Below are 18,594 nucleotides of genomic sequence, written 5' to 3' on the forward strand. Positions count from 1 at the left end.
CCGGTCAGGTCCGGTAGGAGAACCGCAGCGCGCCGCCCTCCTCGCGGTAGCGGCCGCGGCCGCTCGGGCCGTACGGGTTGGGCAGGACGTCGATCCGGACCTCGGCGGGGTCGAGGACGTGGGTGACGGCGAGGATCCGCCAGCGGTCGCTGCCTGCGTAGCGCTGGGCGGCCTTGACCTCGCTGGGCCCCAACTCGAAGTCGCCGCCGTCGCCCTGGGTCGCCTTCACCTCGAAGAGCAGGGGGTGGCGGCCGGTGCCGACGCTGAAGTCGTAGCCGAGGGTGTCGTCGCCGGGCGCGCCCGGGAACACGTTGCGGCGGTTGGCGGACACCCAGCTGTCCTCGGTGGCGGCCTGGTGGTTCTCGCGCAGCCAGCGGTAGGCGATCCACTCGCCGACGAAGCCGATGGCCTCCCGCTGGGCGGCCGACAGGCCCCGGTCCGCCGCCACGAACCGCCCGGGCCGGGCGGGGCCGGCCGCGCCCGGGCGGCGGCGGGCCCCGGGCTCCTGGAGGACGGTGAAGCCCCGGCCGCCCCGGACGGTGCCCGGGTGCTGCGCGACCATGCGTTCCAGCGCCTCCACGAGTTCGGTGAAGTCGCCGGCGGCGACGTCGAATTCGGCACCGTCGAAGGTGATGAGCCGCTGCCGGCGGGCCCGTTCGGCCCGGGCCTGCGCGGCGCTGTCGCGGGCCCGGTCGAGGTCGTCCTGGGTGAGCCCGTGGTCCGCCGGGTCCAGCGACTCGGGCAGGCCCGCCGGCCACTGGCCGAGGGCCGCCAGCCAGGGCACCAAGTCCGTCTCGTCGAGCTGCCGGAAGTCCAGGGCGCCGGCGCCGTCCAGCAGTGCCAGGAACTCCGGGGCGGGGTCGGCCGCGGCCAGCGCCGGCGGCACCGGCCGGCCGGCCGCCTTGAGCAGTGTGGCGATCGGCGCCGCGCACCGCCGGGCCAGCGCGCCGTTGCGGGCGCGCAGCGGCTCCAGCGCGGGCAGGCGGTCGCCGCTGCCGGGCGCGGGGCGGCCGAGCCGGGCGGTGAGCTCCGCCTCCAGGTGCGCGCGCAGGCCCGCCGCGTCGATCCGGTCGACCGTCAGGGACCAGTCGTCGGGGGCCGTGAGCCAGGACAGTGAGCGCAGTTCGGCCCAGCCGGGTATCGGCTCGCGGCGGTCGAAGCACGCGAGGTGCGCCCACCGCAGGCGGTCCACCAGCCCGGCACGGTGCAGGTCCACGTGCCGGCGGACGGCCTCCTGGTGTTCCTCGGCCCGGCTGGTCGGGCGGTACTGCGGGGCGAGGCCGGCCAGCGTCCGGTTGAACGCGGCGAAGTCGATGCCGAGGGCCGCGCGCAGGTCGTCGACGTCCCGGGCGGTGCGGGCCGCGGCGAGCAGTTTCTCGGCGTCGGCCGGGAGTTCGGTCTCGTGGGCGGCGAGCAGGGTGCGCAGGTCGCGGAGGTCGGCGGGCGGCGGGTCGGTGAGTTCGCGGGCCCGCTGCTCGCCGAGCAGGTGGACGAGCACGGGCAGGCAGCGTTCCAGGAGGCCGGCGATCGAGCCGTCCAGGCGCTGCCGGGTCTCCCGGAGTTGACCGGCCGTCAGGTGCAGGGCCGCCGCGAGGGCGTGGTCGTCGGGCGCGGTGACGTCGGCGTGGGCGGCGCGCAGCTCGTGGGCGGCCAGCCGCAGGCGGACCGCGAACGGCTGCTGCCGGACGGCCTGCGCGGCGGCGTCGGCCAGCGCCCCGGCGCCGGTCCGGTCCAGCGGGTCGGCGAGGGCGGCGGGGGCGAGGACCAGCGGGCGCCGGCCGGGGAGCGGCAGCACTCCGGCGAGGTGCTCCGGCAGGTCGATCGGGTGGCCGTCGAAGGCGAGGGCGATGGTGCGGTAGCCGTGCAGGCGCACGGCGCGGACGGCCGCGACCAGGGTGGTCAGGGTGCTGTCGGCGGGCCGGATGCCGCCGCCGGCGTGGTCGGCGAGGGCGGCCACGGCGAGCGGCAGCCAGGGCAGCTGCTCGACCAGGGGGCGGCCGAGCTGTCGGAGGGCGGCGGTGCCGTCGTCCACGTCGACGGCGAACCTGGCCTCCTCGACCAGCAGGGCGGCCTCGGGGTCGAGGTGCCGCAGCAGCCGGGTGGCCTCCTTGGCCGCACCGGGGACGACGAGCAGGCTGTGCTCGGTCTCGCGGAGCAGATGGACCGTCAGCGACTCGGTCCGCTCGGTGACGTAGATCCGCCGACCGCCGCCGTGCAGGTCGTCGACGGGGACGGCCGCCATGCCCCGGCCGGTCTCGATCAGCAGGGACCCACCCCGCATCCGCCGGACCAGCGCCTGCGGTGTGCGGTGCGCCTCGGGAAGCCCGGTGAGCGCTTTCCAGGCCCGCTGGTTGGCGCGCTGGGCGACCGGCCGGTCCGCCGCGCCGAGCTCGCCCGCGGCGACCAGCCGGCCCAGTTCGGTGAGCATCCGGACGCTGTCCTCGGCCCGGTCCCAGGTGGGCAGGCCGAGTCTCCGCAGCCGCTCCAGGACGGTGCCGGCGTCCAGTCGGCCGCGCAGCGGGCGGGCGACGGTCCGCAGGAAGCCCGGCTCCTCCTCGGGTGCGCCCCGGTAGTGCCAGGCGTCGGCCGGGCGGGCGAACGCGCCGGCGCGGCCGTGGCCGCGGACGGGGAGCCACGGCTGTTCGCGGACGAACGCGGCCAGCGGGGTGAGCACGTGCTGCGGGTCGGGGTTGCCGGAGCGGTCGCGGGTCCACCGGGCGGCGAACTTCTGCTCGTCCCAGTGCGACAGCCCGTGCAGCACCAGCCGGGCGTAGGCCAGCCGGCCCGGTTCGCTGAAGTCGGCCACCACGTCCTGTCCGGGCAGTCGCCAGGCGGGAGTTCCGACGTACGGGGTCTGCGGGTACTGGGCGTCGTGCGGCCCGTTGGTGACGTGCGGGGCCCACTGGGCGGAGATCTTCGGCGAGACCTTCGCCATCCGGACCAGGTTCGTGGCGTGCAGCCGGTTGCCGTTGGCCCGGTCGGTCGCCCCGCCGGAGTAGACGGGCAGCAGTCCGTCCCGGACGCCGGCGGCGCTGAGGAAGGCCCGCCATTCCTCCTCGGTCTCGTTGCGGCCGACGAACTCCGAGGGCGGCGCGAGCAGCCGGTCGACCGTCCAGCGCAGGTCGGCGGAGACCTGTCGGCCCTCCTCCACCACGGCGGCCAGGTCGTCGCCGTGGGTGCCCGCCCAGCCGGCCCCGAAGACCGCCGCCCCGGCCAGGACGGTGGGGCCGGCGGCGGTGGGGACGTGCAGCCCGAGGCCCGCGACCAGGTGGCGGGTGGACGGGTGTGCGCGGTGCAGCCGGAAGACGAACCGCAGGGCCTGGGAGCGCAGGCGCTGGGAGTTGCTCTCGGCGAGCGCCAACTTGACGTGCTCCAGCAGCTGTTCGGGGTCGAACGGGCGCACCAGGTCGTGCCAGCGCAGGAACTGGCGGGCGGCCAGGGCGCGTTCGCCGCGTTCGGCCGTGCAGGCCAGGGCCGGGTGCAGGTGGAAGAGCCGCTTGCGCAGCACGTCGGGCACGGCGATCCCGCCGTCGGCGCCCGCCGCGGGCGGGAAGAACGCCTCGCGGCGGGCGCCGGCCCTGCCCCGGCCGGCGGCGGTGGCCGCCCCGCCGTTGCACCGGCCGAGCGTGCCGTCGTCGGTGAGCAGCAGGCGGCGGCCGCGCAGGGCCCCGTAGTCGAGGCGGAAGAGCTCCGCGAGGTCGCTGTAGAGGCCGTCCCAGATCTCGACGGACTCGCCGGGGCGCGGCAGCGGCAGGGTGGCGGCGATGCGTTCCACGTGCGCGGCGCGGTCGCCCGGACCGGGCTCCAGTGCGCACTTGAGTTGTGCGCAGATCCGCGCCAGGCGGCGCAGCCGGCCCGGGCCGACGGCGGGGTCGGCGACGGGTATGCCGGCCGCGCCGGCCGCCTCTGCGGTCAGGGTGACCAGCTCGTCGGCGGGCCAGAGCACCGCTTCCCCGGGGCTGCGCCACGCGTCGGCGGTGCCGCCGTCCAGCACCGGGACGAGCGGTACCTCCGCGAACGGGCGCCGGTGCACCCGGCGGGCGGCGGTGGCCAGCAGGTCGGCGGACCGGGCGGTGGCGTCCCAGCCGAGGACGTCGACGGCGGCGCGGCGGTACCGGTCGCCGCCGGCGGCCCGCCACGACTCGGCCGCCAGCAGGCAGGTTTCGGCGAGGGCGTCGAGCAGCATGGCGTTCAGCGGGTGCTCGCGGTCGAGCGCGGTGCGGTCCATCTTGGTGAAGAACGGCGCGTTGACGTGCCCGCGCAGCGGTGCGGTGACGTCCTCGCCGAGCGGCAGGAAGGTGTAGTACTGGCCGCGCCGGTCGCCGTCGCCGAGCGGGAGGGCGACCTCGACGGCCGCCTCCTCCTGCCAGTCCAGCCAGGTCGCGTCGAGGCTGCCGTTCCCGACGGCCGTGTCGAGGGTGTCGCGCAGCCGCCGGTCGGGCAGGGAGCCGCGGGCGACCAGGAACTCGCCGAGGCCGCCGAGGTCGACCCGGGCCGTCGAGACCGCCGGGGCGAGGAACGGGTGCGGCTGCGGCGGCCGCCCGGTGACCGGCTCCTCGTGGCGCACCAGCTCGGTGCGTTCGGCGGTGCCGTCGGCCTTCCGGTGTTCCAGGACGAGCCGGCCCAGGCGTCCGAGGAACAGCATGACGGGCGTCCTGGCGGCGGCCAGCTCCTTCAGCCGCCGGGCCGCCTGCTCCCGGGCGATGGTGCCGCGCAGCTCCAGGCGGATCGCGGTGACGTGGCCTGCTTCGCCCAACTCGCGGCAGGTGGGCGGGAGTTCGTCGATGGGGAAGGGGAGTTGGAGCGGCGGGAACTCGCGCTCGGCCTGGGCGGCGAGGGCTTCGTCGCCCAGCAGGGTCCGCAGGTCGTCGGGGGTGGCGAAGCGGAACCGGTAGCCGTCGAGGCGTCCGGCCGGGCCGTCGCTCCGGTCGTCGCTGTAGATCTCGGGCGAGTCGGTGATCTCCAGCACGCTGCGGAAGCCGAGGCCCTTGTTGCCGATGCCGTCGCCGACCCGCTTGTCGCTCTGCGCGAGCTTGCACACCCGCTCGACCTGCTCCCGGCCGAACAGGCGGCCGGCGTTGGCGACGTACAGCGTGCCGTGCGGCCCCTCCCGCTCGTCCAGCAGGACGTGCACCCGGCCGTCGGTGCGGTCGGCGGGGTGCGCGTCGTGGCCGTTCTGCAGGAGTTCGAGCAGGAACCGGCCGGCGTAGTCCCGGGAGCTCATCAGCGAGACGGCGCGCAGCTGTTGGCCCGGCCGCCAGGTGGGCGTCCCCTGCCACTCGCGGAGCACGGTCTCGCTGTACGTCCGCAGTTCGCGCGCGTGCCGGCCGTCCGGACGCCCCTCCACACCGTGCACCGGCAAGACGCCGCCCTCCCGCGATCCCCGGGGCCCCGCCCGCGGAGGCCCGGCCCCACGCTAGCCGGGACGTCCGACAGGCCCGTCCTGACCCTGCGTCGACGGCGCGGTCGGTCTCCGCGCCGCGGCGCTACGGGGAGGCCGGCCCGGCCGCCGCCGGGCGGACGCCCGCCGCGACCGGCGGGCGCGACGGCCCCCGGACCGTACTGCGGATGCAGTACGCGGCTGCCTGCACCGGGACGACGACGCGGGCGGGGTCGGCCGCGAAGGATGGGAGATGCTGCGGGCGGACCGCGCCGGAGCCGGCGCGGGGCCGCCCCGGCGTGTTCCACGACCGTGCACCGAACCCGAAGGAGGCCGCTCTCCCGTGGCCACGTTCCTGTACCGCCTGGGCCGATGGGCCTTCGACCGGCGCAAGCCGGTGACCCTGCTCTGGGTCGCCGTGCTGGCCGTCGCCGGAGTGCTGGCCGCCAAGGCGCCCGCCGCGCCCGACGACGGCTTCGCGATGCCCGGCACGGAGGCGCAGCGGGCCTTCGACCTGATGAACGAGCGCTTCCCCGGCGGCCACGCGGACGGCGCGCAGGCCCGGATCGTGTTCGTCGCGCCGGACGGCCAGAAGATCACCGCGGACGCGAACCGGCAGGCCGTGCAGCAGACGGTCGGCGAGCTGGCGCACGCCGCCCAGGTCACCTCCGCGGTCGACCCGTTCCAGGCGCACACCGTCTCCCAGGACGGCACCACCGCGTACGCCACGGTCAGCTACTCGGCCAAGGGCGGCGAGCTGTCGCACGACGCCACCGCCGCCCTGGAGCAGGCCGCGCAGCACGGCCGGGACGCCGGGCTGAAGGTCGAGATGGGCGGCACGGCGCTGGCCGCCCACGGCGAGACGGGCGGCAGCAGCGAGGCGATCGGCATGGCGCTGTCCGCCGTCGTGCTGGTCGTCACCTTCGGTTCGCTGGTCGCCGCGGGCCTGCCGCTCCTGACGGCCGTGGTCGGCGTCGGCCTGGGCATGGCGCTGATCACGGCGCTGGGCAGCACGCTCGGCCTGTCCGGCACCACCGGCACGCTGGCGATGATGCTCGGCCTGGCGGTCGGCATCGACTACGCGGTGTTCATCGTCTCGCGGTACCGGGCCGAGCTCGCCGAGGGCCGGGACCTGCGCGAGGCGGCCGGGCGGGCGGTGGGCACGGCGGGTTCGGCGGTCGTGTTCGCCGGCCTGACCGTGGTGATCGCGCTGGCCGGCCTGTCGGTGGTGGGCATCCCGATCCTGTCCAAGATGGGCCTGGCCGCGGCCGGGACGGTGGTGATCGCCGTGCTGGTGGCGCTGACCCTGGTGCCCGCGCTGCTCGGCTTCATCGGCCGCCGGGTGCTGCCCCGCAAGGCGCGCAAGGCCGCCCCGGGCGGCGCCCGCCGGGCAGCCGGCGACAACGGCGGCACCCGCTGGGCCCGCTGGGTGCTGCGCCGTCCGCTGCTGGTGCTGATCGGCGGCGTGGTCGGCCTGGGCGTGCTCGCCGCGCCCGCGCTGGACCTGCGGCTGGGCCTGCCGGGCGACGAGGCGAAGCCGACCTCCAGCACCGAGCGCCGCGCCTACGACCTGCTGTCCGACGGCTTCGGGCCGGGCTTCAACGGACCGCTGACCGTGCTGGTCGACGCCAAGGGCACGCCGAACCCGAAGGCCGCCGCCGACCGGGTCGTCGAGACGATCCACGGCGTTCCCGGCGTGGTCGCGGTCACCCCGCCGGTGTTCAACCCGGCCGGGGACACCGCCCTGGTCAACGCCGTCCCGGCGACCGGCCCGGCCGAGGCGGCGACCACCGACCTGGTGAAGAGCATCCGCGGCGAGGCGGCCGCCCTGAAGGCCGGCAGCGGCGCGACCGTGCTGGTCACCGGCACTACCGCGATGAACATCGACGTGTCGCAGAAGCTCAGCGACGCGCTGCTGCCCTACCTCGCGCTGGTGGTCGGCCTGGCGGTCGTCCTGCTGCTGCTGGTGTTCCGGTCGGTGCTGGTCCCGCTGAAGGCCGCGCTCGGCTTCCTGTTCTCGGTGGCGGCGGCGCTCGGCGCCGTGGTCGCGATCTTCCAGTGGGGCTGGCTGGCGGACCTGATCGGCGTCGACCAGACCGGTCCGGTGATGAGCATGATGCCGATCTTCATGATCGGCGTGGTGTTCGGCCTGGCCATGGACTACGAGGTGTTCCTGGTCACCCGGATCCGCGAGGCGTACGTGCACGGCGAGAGCCCGGCCGAGGCGGTCGTCACCGGCTTCCGGCACAACGCCCGGGTGGTCACCGCCGCCGCGCTGATCATGATCGCGGTGTTCGCCGGCTTCATCGGCATGGACGAGCCGATGATCAAGATGATGGGCCTGGGCCTGGCCGCGGCCGTCGCGTTCGACGCCTTCGCGGTCCGGATGGCCCTGGTCCCGGCCGTGCTGGCGCTGCTCGGCCGCCGCGCCTGGTGGCTGCCGAAGGGCCTCGACCGGGTCCTGCCGGACATCGACGTCGAGGGCAGCAAGCTGCAGCAGGCCGCGGCCGACCCGCTCGGGGACCGGGAGCCCGTCGCCGTCTGACCCGCGCCACCGGCGCTCCGGGCCCGGACGGTCGTTCGGGCCCGGACCGTTACCGTTGCAGGGCGGGACCGCCCCAGCCGGGCGGTCCCGCCGCCGCACCCCTCCGCTACGAGAACCAGGGCCCCGTGATGACCGACCTGTGGCAGCGCCTGCGCCGCGACCACCCCCGGCTGCTGGACGCGGCGGGCGGCGTCGCGCTACTGGCGATCGTGGCCCAGGGGATCTACGTGGACCAGCACAGCGCCACACCCGGCGTGCTCACCGTGCTGCTCACCGCCGCCTCGACGGCCTGCGTCTTCCTGCACCGCCGCCACCCGCGGACGGTGGTCGCCGTGACGCTGGTGTGCACGACGGCGCTCGCCGCGACCGGCGTGCGGCTCACCGTCGCGCTGGCCTGGCCGCTGCTGGCGGCCCTCTACTTCCTGGCCGTCCGCACCGACCGCACCACCTCGATGCGCGCCTCGGTCGTCGCGGCCGTCCTGCTCACCGCGGTCTCGCTGGTGTTCGGCCCGGACGGTCCGATCGGCGAGCGGATCGGCGTCCTCGCCTGGGTGCTGCTGCCCGGGGCGCTCGGCGACTCGGTCCGCAACCGGCGCGCCCAACTCGCCGCGATCGAGCGGCGCGCCGAACGCGCCGAACGCACCCGCGAGGAGGAGGCCCGCCGCCGGGTCGCCGACGAGCGCATCCGGATCGCCCGCGACCTGCACGACGTGGTCGCCCACCACATCGCCCTCGCCAACGCCCAGGCCGGCATCGCCGTCCACCTGATGGACCGGCACCCGGACCGGGCGCGCGAAGTGCTCAGCCACCTCACCGAGGCGACCGGCGCGGCCCTCCAGGAACTGCGCGCCACCGTCGGCCTGCTGCGCCGGGCCGAGGAGCCCGCCCCGCTGGAGCCCGCCCCCGGCCTCGACCGGCTGCCGGACCTGGTCAACGCCTTCGAGCAGGCGGGCCTGCCGGTCCGGCTGACCGTCACGGGCGAGCCCCGTCCGCTCTCCCCCGGCGTCGACCTGACGGCGTTCCGGATCGTGCAGGAGGCGCTGACCAACGTCGCCAAGCACGCCCGCGGCGCCGAGGCCGACGTCACCCTCGCGTACACCGGCAGCCGGATCGCCCTGGCCGTCGCCAACGGGCGGACGACCGGCCGCCCGCTGCCGGCCGCGCCGCACCGGGACGGCGGCCCCGGCGGCTTCGGCCTGATCGGCATGCGCGAGCGGGCGGGCGCGGTCGGCGGGCGGCTCAGCGCGGACCGCCGACCGGACGGCGGCTTCCTGGTCACCGCCGACCTGCCGCTGCGCACCGGCAGCCGCGACGCCCCCGCCCTCGCCGACCCCGACGACAAGGACTCCCGCCGATGACCGTCCGCGTGCTGCCCGCCGACGACCAGGACTCCCGCCGATGACCATCCGCGTGCTGCTCGCCGACGACCAGGCCCTGCTGCGCGGCGCCTTCCGGATGCTGATCGACGCCGAGGAGGACATGGAGGTGGTCGGCGAGGCCTCCAACGGCCGGGAGGCGGTCGAGTGCGCCCTCGCCACCCGGCCCGACCTGGTCCTGATGGACATCCGGATGCCGGGCGGCGACGGCCTGGCCGCGACCGCCGAGATCTGCGGCAGCGAGGAGCTGGCCGGCACCCGGGTGCTGATCCTGACCACGTTCGAGATCGACGAGTACGTCGCCAGTGCGCTGCGCGCGGGCGCCGACGGCTTCCTCGGCAAGGGCGCGGCCCCGGCGGAGCTGCTCGCCGCGGTCCGCACGGTGGCGGCGGGCGACGCCCTGCTCTCGCCGGCCGCGACCCGCGCGGTGATCGACCGCTTCCTGGCCCGGCCGGGTCCGGTCGCCGAGCCCGCCGCCGCCGCGCGGCTGGACGTGCTGACCGCCCGCGAGCGCGAGGTGATGGCGCTGGCCGCGACCGGTCTGGCCAACGAGGAGATCGCCGCGCGGTTCGTCGTCAGCCCGTTCACCGTCCGCACCCACATCCACCGGGCGATGGCCAAGCTGGACGTCCGCGACCGCGCCCAACTGGTCGCGCTGGCCTACCAGTGCGGGCTGGTCCCGCCGGGGCCGCCCGCCTGACCCCGGCTCAGGACAGCGGGCCGGGGTGGCTGAACCGGCTGGCCCGGCGGTGGATGCGGTGCGCCTGCTGCCGGCGCCGGGGGACGTGCGGCACCCGCTGGACGGCGGGCCGGGAGAAGAACCACCGCTTGACGCCCTCGATCAGCACCAGGTAGACGACGACCATCGCCACCAGGGCCAGGAAGAACGCCGGCGGCAGGGCGGTGAACCCCAGCGTCCCGGCCAGCGGCGAGAACGGCAGCGCGACGCCCACGGCCACCACGCCGAGCGACGCGGCCAGCAGCGGGACGCTCGGGCGGCTGCGCAGGAACGGCACCCGGCGGGTGCGGATGGCGAAGATCACCAGGGTCTGGGTGGCGAGGGACTCCACGAACCAGCCGGAGCGGAACAGCTCCGGCCCGGCGTGGAAGACGCCGAGCATCACCCAGAAGGTGAGGAAGTCGAACAGCGAGCTGACCGGGCCGAAGCACAGCATGAAGCGCCGGATGAAGCCGATGTCCCAGTGCGAGGGGGCGCGCAGCTGCTCCTGGTCGACCCGGTCGGTGGGGATGGTGAGCTGGCCGGCGTCGTAGAGGAGGTTGTTGAGCAGGATCTGCGACGGGAGCATCGGCAGGAACGGCAGCACCAGTGACGCGCCGGCGGCGCTGAACATGTTGCCGAAGTTGCTGGAGGTGCCCATCAGCACGTACTTGATCGTGTTGGCGAAGATCCGGCGGCCTTCGGCGACGCCCTCGGCGAGCACCCCGAGGTCCTTCTCCAGCAGGACGGCGTCGGCGGCGTCCTTGGCGACGTCGGTGGCGCTGTCCACGGAGACGCCGATGTCGGCGGCGTGCAGGGCCAGCGCGTCGTTGACGCCGTCGCCGAGGAAGCCCACGGCCCGGCCGCTGCCGCGCAGGGCGCGCACCACGCGGGCCTTGTCGTCCGGGGAGACCCGGGCGAAGACGGTGGCGCGGGCGGCGGCCTCGGCGAGCTGCTCGTCGCTCAGGGCGGCGACGTCCCGGCCGGTGAGGGTGTTCCCGGCGGGCAGTCCGAGGTCGGCGCAGACCTTCTCGGCCACCACCGGGTTGTCGCCGGTGCAGACCTTGACGGTGATGCCGAGGTCGGCGAGCCGGCGCAGCGACTCGGCGGCGCCCTGCTTGGGCGGGTCGCGGAAGGCCAGGAACCCGGCCAGGCGCAGTCCGGTCTCGTCGTCCGCGGCGATCGCGTCCGCGCCGCCGGCGTCCTTGGCGGCCACCGCGACGACCCGGTGGCCGGCGGCGAACAGCCCGGCCAGGACGGGCCCGGCGCCGGCGGGGACGGCGTCGCAGCGGGCGAGCACGGTCTCCGGCGCGCCCTTGGTGACCAGGACCCGGGTGCCGTCGGGCCGTTGCAGGAGGGCGGAGGAGAGCCGGCGCTCGTGGTCGAAGGGGAGGCCGGCCAGCCGCCGGTGCCCGGCGGTCAGGGCGGCGGCGCCCGGGGCCTGCCAGAGGGCGGTGTCCAGCGGGTTGTCGCCGAGGTGGTCGCCGTCCAGGTCCCCTTCGGTGGCGAGCAGGCCGAGCCGCAGCACCTCGTCGCCGGGGACGCCGGCGGGGTCGAGGGCGCTCTCGAAGGTGATCCGGCCCTCGGTGAGGGTGCCGGTCTTGTCGGTCACCAGGATGTCCATGTCGCCGAGGTCCTCGATGCACACCAGGCGCTTGACCAGGACCTTGCGGCGGGCGAGGCTGCGGGAGCCCGCCGCCAGGCTGGTGCTGACCACGGCGGGCAGCAGCTGCGGGGTGATCCCGACCGCGATGGCCAGCGAGAACAGCAGGGCGTCCAGCAGCGGCCGGTGCAGCACCGTGTTGATCACGAAGATGCCGGTGGTGAGGACGCCGGCGACCTTCAGCAGCAGGACGGAGAACCGGCGCAGGCCGATCTGGAACGCGGTCTCCGGCTGCCGGTCGCCGAGGCCGAGCGCGATCCGGCCGAACTCGGCGCGCCCGCCGGTGGCGACCACCACGCCGGTGCCGCCGCCCGCGTGCACCACGGTGCCCATCAGCGCGCAGCTCGACAGCTCCGCCAGCTCCGGTTCGCCGGCCACGGCCGCCGGGTCCTTGTCGACCGGGGCGGACTCGCCGGTGAGGATGCTCTCGTCGCACTGGAGGCCGGTGCTCTGCAGCACCCGCACGTCGGCGGGCACCACCTGGCCGAGGACCAGCCGCACCACGTCGCCGGGGACGAGCCCGGTGACGTCCACCTCCTGCTCGCGGCCGTCGCGCAGCGCCACGGCGGTGTGCCGGACCTGCGAGTGCAGGGCCTGCGCGGCCCGTTCGGCCCGGTACTCGTTGGCGAACCCGAGGGCGACGCTCAGCGCCAGGATCACGCCGATGATCAGCGCGTCGGCGCGTTCGCCGAAGAAGTACGACACCACCGCGGCGGCCAGCAGCAGGAGCAGCAGGGCGCTGCGCAGCTGTCGGCCGAGCACCGCCAGGGCCCGCACCCGGTGGGTGCGCACCGCGTTGGGGCCGGCGGCGGCGAGCCGCCGGCCGGCCTCGGCGGCGGTCAGTCCGGTGCGGGCGGTCGCCAGGCCGGCGAGCACCCGGGCGGCGTCCTGGGCGGCGGCCCGGCGGGCGGGCATCCCGGTGGCGGGGTCCTGGGCTCCGGGGGCCGGCTGCACCGGGCCCGGCAGGGTGGGGGTCCGGTGCATCGGCGGGGACTCCTGTCGGTCGGAGGTGCGGGTCACCGACCGGCGGCCGGCACGTCGGCGTGCTCGGCGCGGGCGGTGTCACGGGGCTCGGTGTCATCGTGCCCGGGGTCCCGGACGACGACGACCGGGCAGGGGGCGTGCTGGACGCAGTGCTGGCCGACCGAGCCCAGCAGCGCACCGGTGAAGCCGCCGTGGCCCCGGCTGCCGATGACCAGGAGGTCGGCGCCGCGGGCGGCGTCCAGCAGGACGCGGGCGGCGTTGCCGCACTCCACCCGGCTGCTGATCGCGACCGGGCGGGCCGGGTCGCTCTCCTCCTCGACGACCTTGGCGAGGGTCTGTTCGGCGGCCGTGGTGAAGTCCGTTTCGGTGAGGGTCATGCCCCAGCCGTAGACGGCCGGGTACTCCCAGGTGATCACCGCTTCCACGGTCGCGCCGGTCAGGGCGGCCTGCCGCAGTGCCCAGCGCAGGGCGGCCCGGGACGAGTCCGAGCCGTCCACGCCCGCCACGATGCGCCGCTCCGCCGTGCTGCCGTTCCCGTTCATGGTGGTGTCCTTCCGTTCGGTGGGGTGTCGGGGTGCGCGGTGCGGTTCAGCCGCGCAGGTCGAAGACGAGGCGGGCGGCGACCTTGCCGTCCAGGACCTCGGTGATGCAGGCGTTGACGTCGTCCAGGCGGCGGCTCTCGCGGATCACCCGGGTGCGGCCGAGGGCGTGCAGGTCGAACACCTCGGCGAGGTCCTGGCGGGTGCCGACGATCGAGCCGACCACGCTGGTGCCGTTCAGCACCGTGTCGAACACCGGCAGGGTCAGCTCGCCCCCGGCGGGCAGCGCGACCAGCACCAGGGTGCCGCCGCGGCGCAGCGCGGCGTAGGCGGCCCGGAAGGAGTCGTTGCTGACGGCGAGGGCGATCGCGGCGTCCGCCCCGCCGAGCTTCTGCACCTCGGCGGCGACGTCCTGGGTGCGGGCGTCGACGACGTGGTCGGCGCCGAGTTCCCGGGCGAGGGCGAGCTTGTCGTCGGTGACGTCGACGGCGACGGTCTCGGCGCCGAAGATCCGGGCGTACTGGAGGGCGAGGTGGCCGAGGCCGCCGATGCCGGAGACCAGGACGCGGGTGCCGGGGCGGGCGCCGGACACCTTGAGCGCCTTGTAGGCGGTGACGCCGGCGCAGGTGAGCGGGGCGGCGTCCAGCGGGTCGATGCCGTCGGGGACGGGGACGACGTAGTCGCCGTGGGCGACGGCGTACTCGGCGTAGCCGCCGTCCACCGAGTAGCCGCTGTTGTGCTGGGCCGGGCAGAGCGTCTCCCGGCCGTCCACGCAGTGGTCGCAGCGGCCGCAGGCGTCGGCCAGCCACGGGACGGCGACCCGCTCGCCGACCCGGACGTGCCGGACCAGGTCGCCGGTCGCCTCGACGACGCCGACTCCCTCGTGCCCGGGGACGAACGGCGGGGTCGGCCTGACCGGCCAGTCGCCGTGGGCGGCGTGGATGTCGGTGTGGCACAGCCCGCAGGCCTCCAGCCGGACCAGCACCTGGTGCGGTGCGGGGGTCGGCACGGGCCGCTCCTCGATGACGAGCGGTGCGGTGAAGTCGCGGACGACGGCGGCCTTCATGGTGTTCCTGCCCTTCTGCGGCGGTCTGCCGACCGCGCGGGTTTCGCTGTGTCCTCATCCCACCGCCCGGGCCCGGCCGTGCGCAGGGGCCGGGCGGTGCATCCGCGGCGGGCTGAAGGTCCCCGGGCCGCGGGCCGTCGGTCACCGCACCGGGTCGTGCGGGACGACCGCGACCGGGCCGCGGGCGTGGTGCAGGACCGTGTGGGCCAGGTGTCCCAGGTGCGGCGCGGCCATCGGCCGGGCGGGGGCGCGGCGGCCCAGGACCACCAGGGCGGCGCGCTGCGACGCCTCCAGCAGGGCCCGGGACGCGCCCCATCCGGTCGCCTCCGCGACGGTGCGCACCGCGGAGAACTGCTGCTGCCAGGGGGCCAGCGCGTCCTGCAGGCGGACCGTCTCCGCCTCGACCAGGGCCCGCCGGATCTCCTGCGGTTCGAGCGGGGCGTCGGTCCGCAGCGGCCCGTGCGGCTCGGCGCCGCCCTCCAGGGCCCGCAGTACGGCGCCGCGCCGGGCGGCGTCCTCGAAGGCGAACCGCAGCACGGCGCCGGACGGCCGCTCCGCCCGCACGCCGACCACGACCTCCCCCGGGCCGTCGGGGGCGGTGGCGCCCTCCGGCACCAGGACGACGGGGCACCGCGCCTCCGCGGCCGTGCGCAGCGCGACCGAGCCGAGCAGCCGCCCGGCGACCCGGCCCGCTCCCCCGGTGCCGAGGACGAGCAGCCCCTGCTTCTCGCCGACGGCGGACAGCACGGACCACGGCTCGCCGGGGACCGTCTCCCAGGTGACGTCCAACTCCGGCATGGCGAGGGCGAGTTCGTCCCGCAGTGCGGCCACGGGCCCGGGCTGCCGCCCGGCCGGCCCGTGCTGCCCGAGGGCGCCGCCCGACGGCGGCGCGACGTGCACCAGCCGGAGGGCGACGCCGCGCCGCAGCGCGTCGGCCGCCGCCCAGCGGGCCGCTGCGGCGCTCTCCTCCGAGCCGTCGACACCGGCCACGACGGAATCGCACATGGGGAACCTCCAAGGGGTGCGGGTGGTCCGGGCGGCGGTGCGCCCGGCTCGTACACCGAGCAGCGTCGTCCCCGCCGGGGGTCGCCGGGCAGGGGCCGGGCAGCCCTCGCCCGGTCCCGAAGGTCCCGCCCCGGGCGGACCCGGCCCTGCGGCGGTCCGGCGTTCCGGGACCTTGGGCCCCGCGGACGGGCCCGGCGGGCCCTGGGTCCCGGGCGCGTGCCCCGCGAGGCTGGTGGCAGGCCCGGCGACCGTACCCGGGCCGCCCGACAGTGGAGAGCAGGGAGACGCCATGAGCACGTTCGTTCTGGCCGGCACGGACGGTTCGGCAGAGAGCGACGCCGCGGTCGACTGGGCGGCCGACGAGGCACTGCGCGGCGGCCACGCCCTGCGCCTGGTGCACGCCTGGACCTGGGAGGACGACCTGCACGTCGATCCCGACCGGTCGGCGTCCGTGCGCACCCTGGCGGAGCGCACGCTGGCCGACACCGCGCGGCGGGTGCGGGAGTCCCGGCCCGGGCTGGAGGTGCACAGCGGCTTCCTGACCGGCCGCGAGCCGGCCGCCTCGCTGGTCGAGGCCGCGGCGGAGGCCGAGTTGCTGGTGGTCGGCTCGCTGGGGCTGGGCGGCTTCGAGGGGCTGCTGGTGGGGTCGGTGGGCCTCTACGCGGCGGCGCGCTGCGAGGTTCCGGTGGTGCTGGTGCGGGCCGGGCAGTCGGACGGGGCGGGTGCCGCGGAAGTGGTGGTGGCGGTCGACGCCCACGAGCCGGCGGACCGGGTCATGGACTTCGCGTTCGGGCAGGCCGCGGCCCGCGGCGCGGTGCTGCGCGCGGTGCACGGGTGGACTCCGCCGCCGGTCTGGGGCTACGCGGGCTGGGTGGCGCCGGAGGCCGAGGCGGAGCAGTTCCGCGTCCTGGAGGCCGGGCTGCTCGACCGGGCGCTCGACGTGTGGCGGGCCAAGTACCCGGGGGTGGCGGTGGTGGCGGACAGCCGGGTCGGCGGCGCGGCCGGGGCGGTCGTGGCGGCCTCCGCCGGCGCCGGCCTGGTGGTGGTCGGCCGCCGTCGGCGCCGGCTCGGCCCGGTCGCGCACGCGGTCGTCCAGCACGCCCAGTCGCCGGTGGTCGTCGTCCCGCACGACTGACGCCGACGCCGACGCCGACAACGGCAGGCGCTGTCGCCTGCCGTCGGCGCGGAACCCCCGCCGGCCGGGAGCGGCCGACGGGGGTTCCGCGGTCCGGGCTCGGGCCCGCCCGGTGCCGGGATCAGCCGGCGGTGGCGAGGCCGAACGCCCAGAGGCTGTTGACCCGGCTCCGCTCGGTGGTGTTCGGGTACGGGTTGGTGCAGGAGGTGCCGGGGCCGCCGCCGGACATCAGCTCGCTGCACGGGCCGGTGTAGTGGTCGGGCAGGCCGAGCACGTGCCCGGTCTCGTGGGCGGTGACGCGCAGCGAGCTGTACTGCTGGTTCTGCGCGTAGTCGAGGAAGATGTAGCCGCGCCCGTGGCCGTCGGTGGAGGCGTAGGAGCCGCGGGAGTCGCTGCCCTCGTAGTAGCGGAAGTCGGCGTTGGTGCCGGAGCGGAGCTGGACGTTGGTGACCGAGGAGTTCCAGATCTGCGCGCTCTGGGATATGACGGTGCGGAAGGTCGGGGCCTGGCTGGCGTCGTAGGTGACGGTGACGGCCAGCAGGTAGGGGTTGGCGGCCTGCTTGGCCCGGGCCGACTTCATCACGGCCTCGTAGAACGCCTTGTTGTTGGCGTCCTCGGAGGAGTTGGCGGCGACGCCCGCGGACGGGGTGTAGCCCTGGACGGTGGCCGCGGCGGCGGGCACCGCGGCGGTGCCGGCGGCGAGGACGAGCCCGAGGGCGGCGGCGAGCACGGTCATGGAGCGGTTCATGTGGGGACTCCATTCGCGGGTCCCGGGGCCGTGGGGAGGCCGTCCGGGACGCGGTGACGAGGTGTTGCACCGAGCTTGGGGCAGGGCGGGCGGGGTGCGGAGATGGCAATCGGCGATAGCCCGGATCAATGCCCTTGCGCGAGGCGCGAGTTGACGGAGCATTGACCGCTTTTGACATGCTCTTGGCAGTCGGCGGGGGTGCTGGCTATGCTCCCGTGATGGAGCTCGACGTCCGACACCTGCGGGTGCTGTGCGCGATCGCGGACACCGGCAGCGTCCGCATGGCCGCCCGTCGACTCGGCATGACCCAGCCATCGCTGACCACCCAGCTGCACCGCATCGAACGGACCGTCGGCGGGCGGCTGTTCACCCGCGAACGGACCGGCAGCCGCCCCACCGCCCTCGGCCACTCGGTGCTCTCCCGCGCCCGGCCCGTGATCAGCGGGATGGACGCCCTCGTCGCCGCCGCCCGCGCCGAGGCCGCCGGGCCCGGCCGCCGCCCGCTGCGGATCGGCAGCGTCGGCAGCCGCGCGGTCGCCGCCTGGCTGCGCCGCATCCACGACCGGCTCCCGGAGACCGACACCACCATCCACATCGACATCTCGGCGATCGCCCTGATCCACCTGGTCGCCGCCGAACAGCTCGACATCGCCTTCGTCCACGAGAGCGAGGGCTTCCCGCTGCACGTGCCGGCCGGCACCGAGCAGCGGGTCCTGGTGGCCCGCGAACCCCAGTTCGTCGCCCTCGCCGAGACCCACCCCGCCGCCGGCCGACCGGTCGTCACCCTCGCCGACCTCGCCCACGACACCTGGATGGTCGACCCGACCGCCGACCACGAGTACGCCGCCCTGCGGCGGGTCTTCGCCGACGCCGGACTCGACCCGCACGTCGTCCAGGTCCGGGACAACGCCACCGCCGCCGAACTCGTCGCCTCCGGCGAGGCCGTCCGCCCCTGCCAGCCCACCTCGCCGCCCGGGCCCGGCACCGTCCTGCGCCCCGTCCACGGCGACCCGCTCGCGGTCCGGCTGCTGCTCACCTGGCGCCCCGACACCGTCGGCAGCCGGACCCTCGACGGCCTCTGGGTCGACCTCTGCCGGGCCTACCTCGACCTGGCCAGCGTCAACCCCGCCTACCGGGCCTGGCTGCGCCGCCACAACCGCTCCCTGCACACCCTCCTCGCCCCGACCGCCCGGCCGACCTGACCCCCGCCCCGCCGGGGCCGGCCGCCACGGCCTCGCTTCCGGGGCGGCGCATCCGAGAAGACCGCCGGCGGCCGGGCAACTGGGCACGCCGCCCGTCGCCGTGGTCGGCGTCCGAACGTGCGGGCGCTGCCGGCGGCCCGACCGGACCGCCGGGGCGCCCGGCCGCAGCAGCTTTCGGATGTCCGGGCCGATGCTCCCCGGGGCCTCGACGGCCGTGCGGCCGGGGCGAAACG

The 18,594-nt window shown here is 76.4% G+C and carries 11 protein-coding genes; 5 read left to right on the plus strand and 6 right to left on the minus strand.

Annotated elements, in window-relative coordinates:
- Nucleotides 1–4 precede the first annotated feature (4 nt).
- Nucleotides 5–5,356 (minus strand): sacsin N-terminal ATP-binding-like domain-containing protein, encoded by a 5,352-nt coding sequence (locus ACFV1L_RS22920; protein ID WP_380368541.1) that lies wholly within the window; start codon nt 5,354–5,356, stop codon nt 5–7.
- Nucleotides 5,357–5,723: 367 nt separating this feature from the next.
- Between ACFV1L_RS22920 and ACFV1L_RS22925 the strand changes: the two genes are divergently transcribed.
- From ACFV1L_RS22925 to ACFV1L_RS22935, 3 genes are all read left to right on the plus strand, one after another.
- Nucleotides 5,724–7,925, plus strand: a complete 2,202-nt coding sequence (locus ACFV1L_RS22925; RefSeq protein ID WP_380368518.1) for an MMPL family transporter — start codon at nt 5,724–5,726, stop codon at nt 7,923–7,925.
- Between the two features lie 128 nt (nt 7,926–8,053).
- Nucleotides 8,054–9,283, plus strand: coding sequence for a sensor histidine kinase (locus ACFV1L_RS22930; protein ID WP_380368521.1), 1,230 nt, complete (start codon nt 8,054–8,056; stop codon nt 9,281–9,283).
- Nucleotides 9,284–9,323: 40 nt separating this feature from the next.
- A complete protein-coding gene (locus tag ACFV1L_RS22935) occupies nt 9,324–10,001 on the plus strand; it encodes a response regulator (protein WP_380368523.1) in 678 nt (225 codons plus the stop codon).
- Between the two features lie 7 nt (nt 10,002–10,008).
- Here ACFV1L_RS22935 and mgtA read toward each other — a convergent pair whose 3' ends face one another.
- The 4 genes from mgtA to ACFV1L_RS22955 form a co-directional block, all read right to left on the minus strand.
- Nucleotides 10,009–12,666: a magnesium-translocating P-type ATPase gene (gene mgtA / locus ACFV1L_RS22940; RefSeq protein ID WP_380368525.1), complete on the minus strand. Its 2,658-nt coding sequence runs from the start codon at nt 12,664–12,666 to the stop codon at nt 10,009–10,011.
- Nucleotides 12,667–12,698: 32 nt separating this feature from the next.
- Complete coding sequence (locus tag ACFV1L_RS22945; RefSeq protein ID WP_380368528.1) at nt 12,699–13,208, minus strand: universal stress protein; 510 nt, start codon at nt 13,206–13,208, stop codon at nt 12,699–12,701.
- Nucleotides 13,209–13,254: 46 nt separating this feature from the next.
- Nucleotides 13,255–14,271 (minus strand): alcohol dehydrogenase AdhP, encoded by a 1,017-nt coding sequence (gene adhP / locus ACFV1L_RS22950; protein WP_380368531.1) that lies wholly within the window; start codon nt 14,269–14,271, stop codon nt 13,255–13,257.
- Nucleotides 14,272–14,412: 141 nt separating this feature from the next.
- Nucleotides 14,413–15,276, minus strand: coding sequence for a universal stress protein (locus ACFV1L_RS22955; RefSeq protein ID WP_380368532.1), 864 nt, complete (start codon nt 15,274–15,276; stop codon nt 14,413–14,415).
- A gap of 289 nt (nt 15,277–15,565) precedes the next feature.
- Here ACFV1L_RS22955 and ACFV1L_RS22960 point away from each other — a divergent pair, with 289 nt between their 5' ends.
- Entirely contained in the window at nt 15,566–16,411 is an 846-nt protein-coding gene (locus tag ACFV1L_RS22960) for a universal stress protein (protein ID WP_380368535.1), read from the plus strand.
- 121 nt (nt 16,412–16,532) lie between these two features.
- Here the strand turns inward: ACFV1L_RS22960 and snpA are convergent, their stop codons facing one another.
- Complete coding sequence (snpA, locus tag ACFV1L_RS22965; protein ID WP_380368537.1) at nt 16,533–17,159, minus strand: snapalysin; 627 nt, start codon at nt 17,157–17,159, stop codon at nt 16,533–16,535.
- Between the two features lie 218 nt (nt 17,160–17,377).
- Here snpA and ACFV1L_RS22970 point away from each other — a divergent pair, with 218 nt between their 5' ends.
- Nucleotides 17,378–18,361, plus strand: a complete 984-nt coding sequence (locus ACFV1L_RS22970; protein ID WP_380368539.1) for a LysR family transcriptional regulator — start codon at nt 17,378–17,380, stop codon at nt 18,359–18,361.
- The last annotated feature ends 233 nt before the right edge of the window (nt 18,362–18,594 follow it).

The organism is Kitasatospora sp. NPDC059646 (genome assembly GCF_042734615.1).
Classification (GTDB): Bacteria; Actinomycetota; Actinomycetes; order Streptomycetales; family Streptomycetaceae; genus Kitasatospora.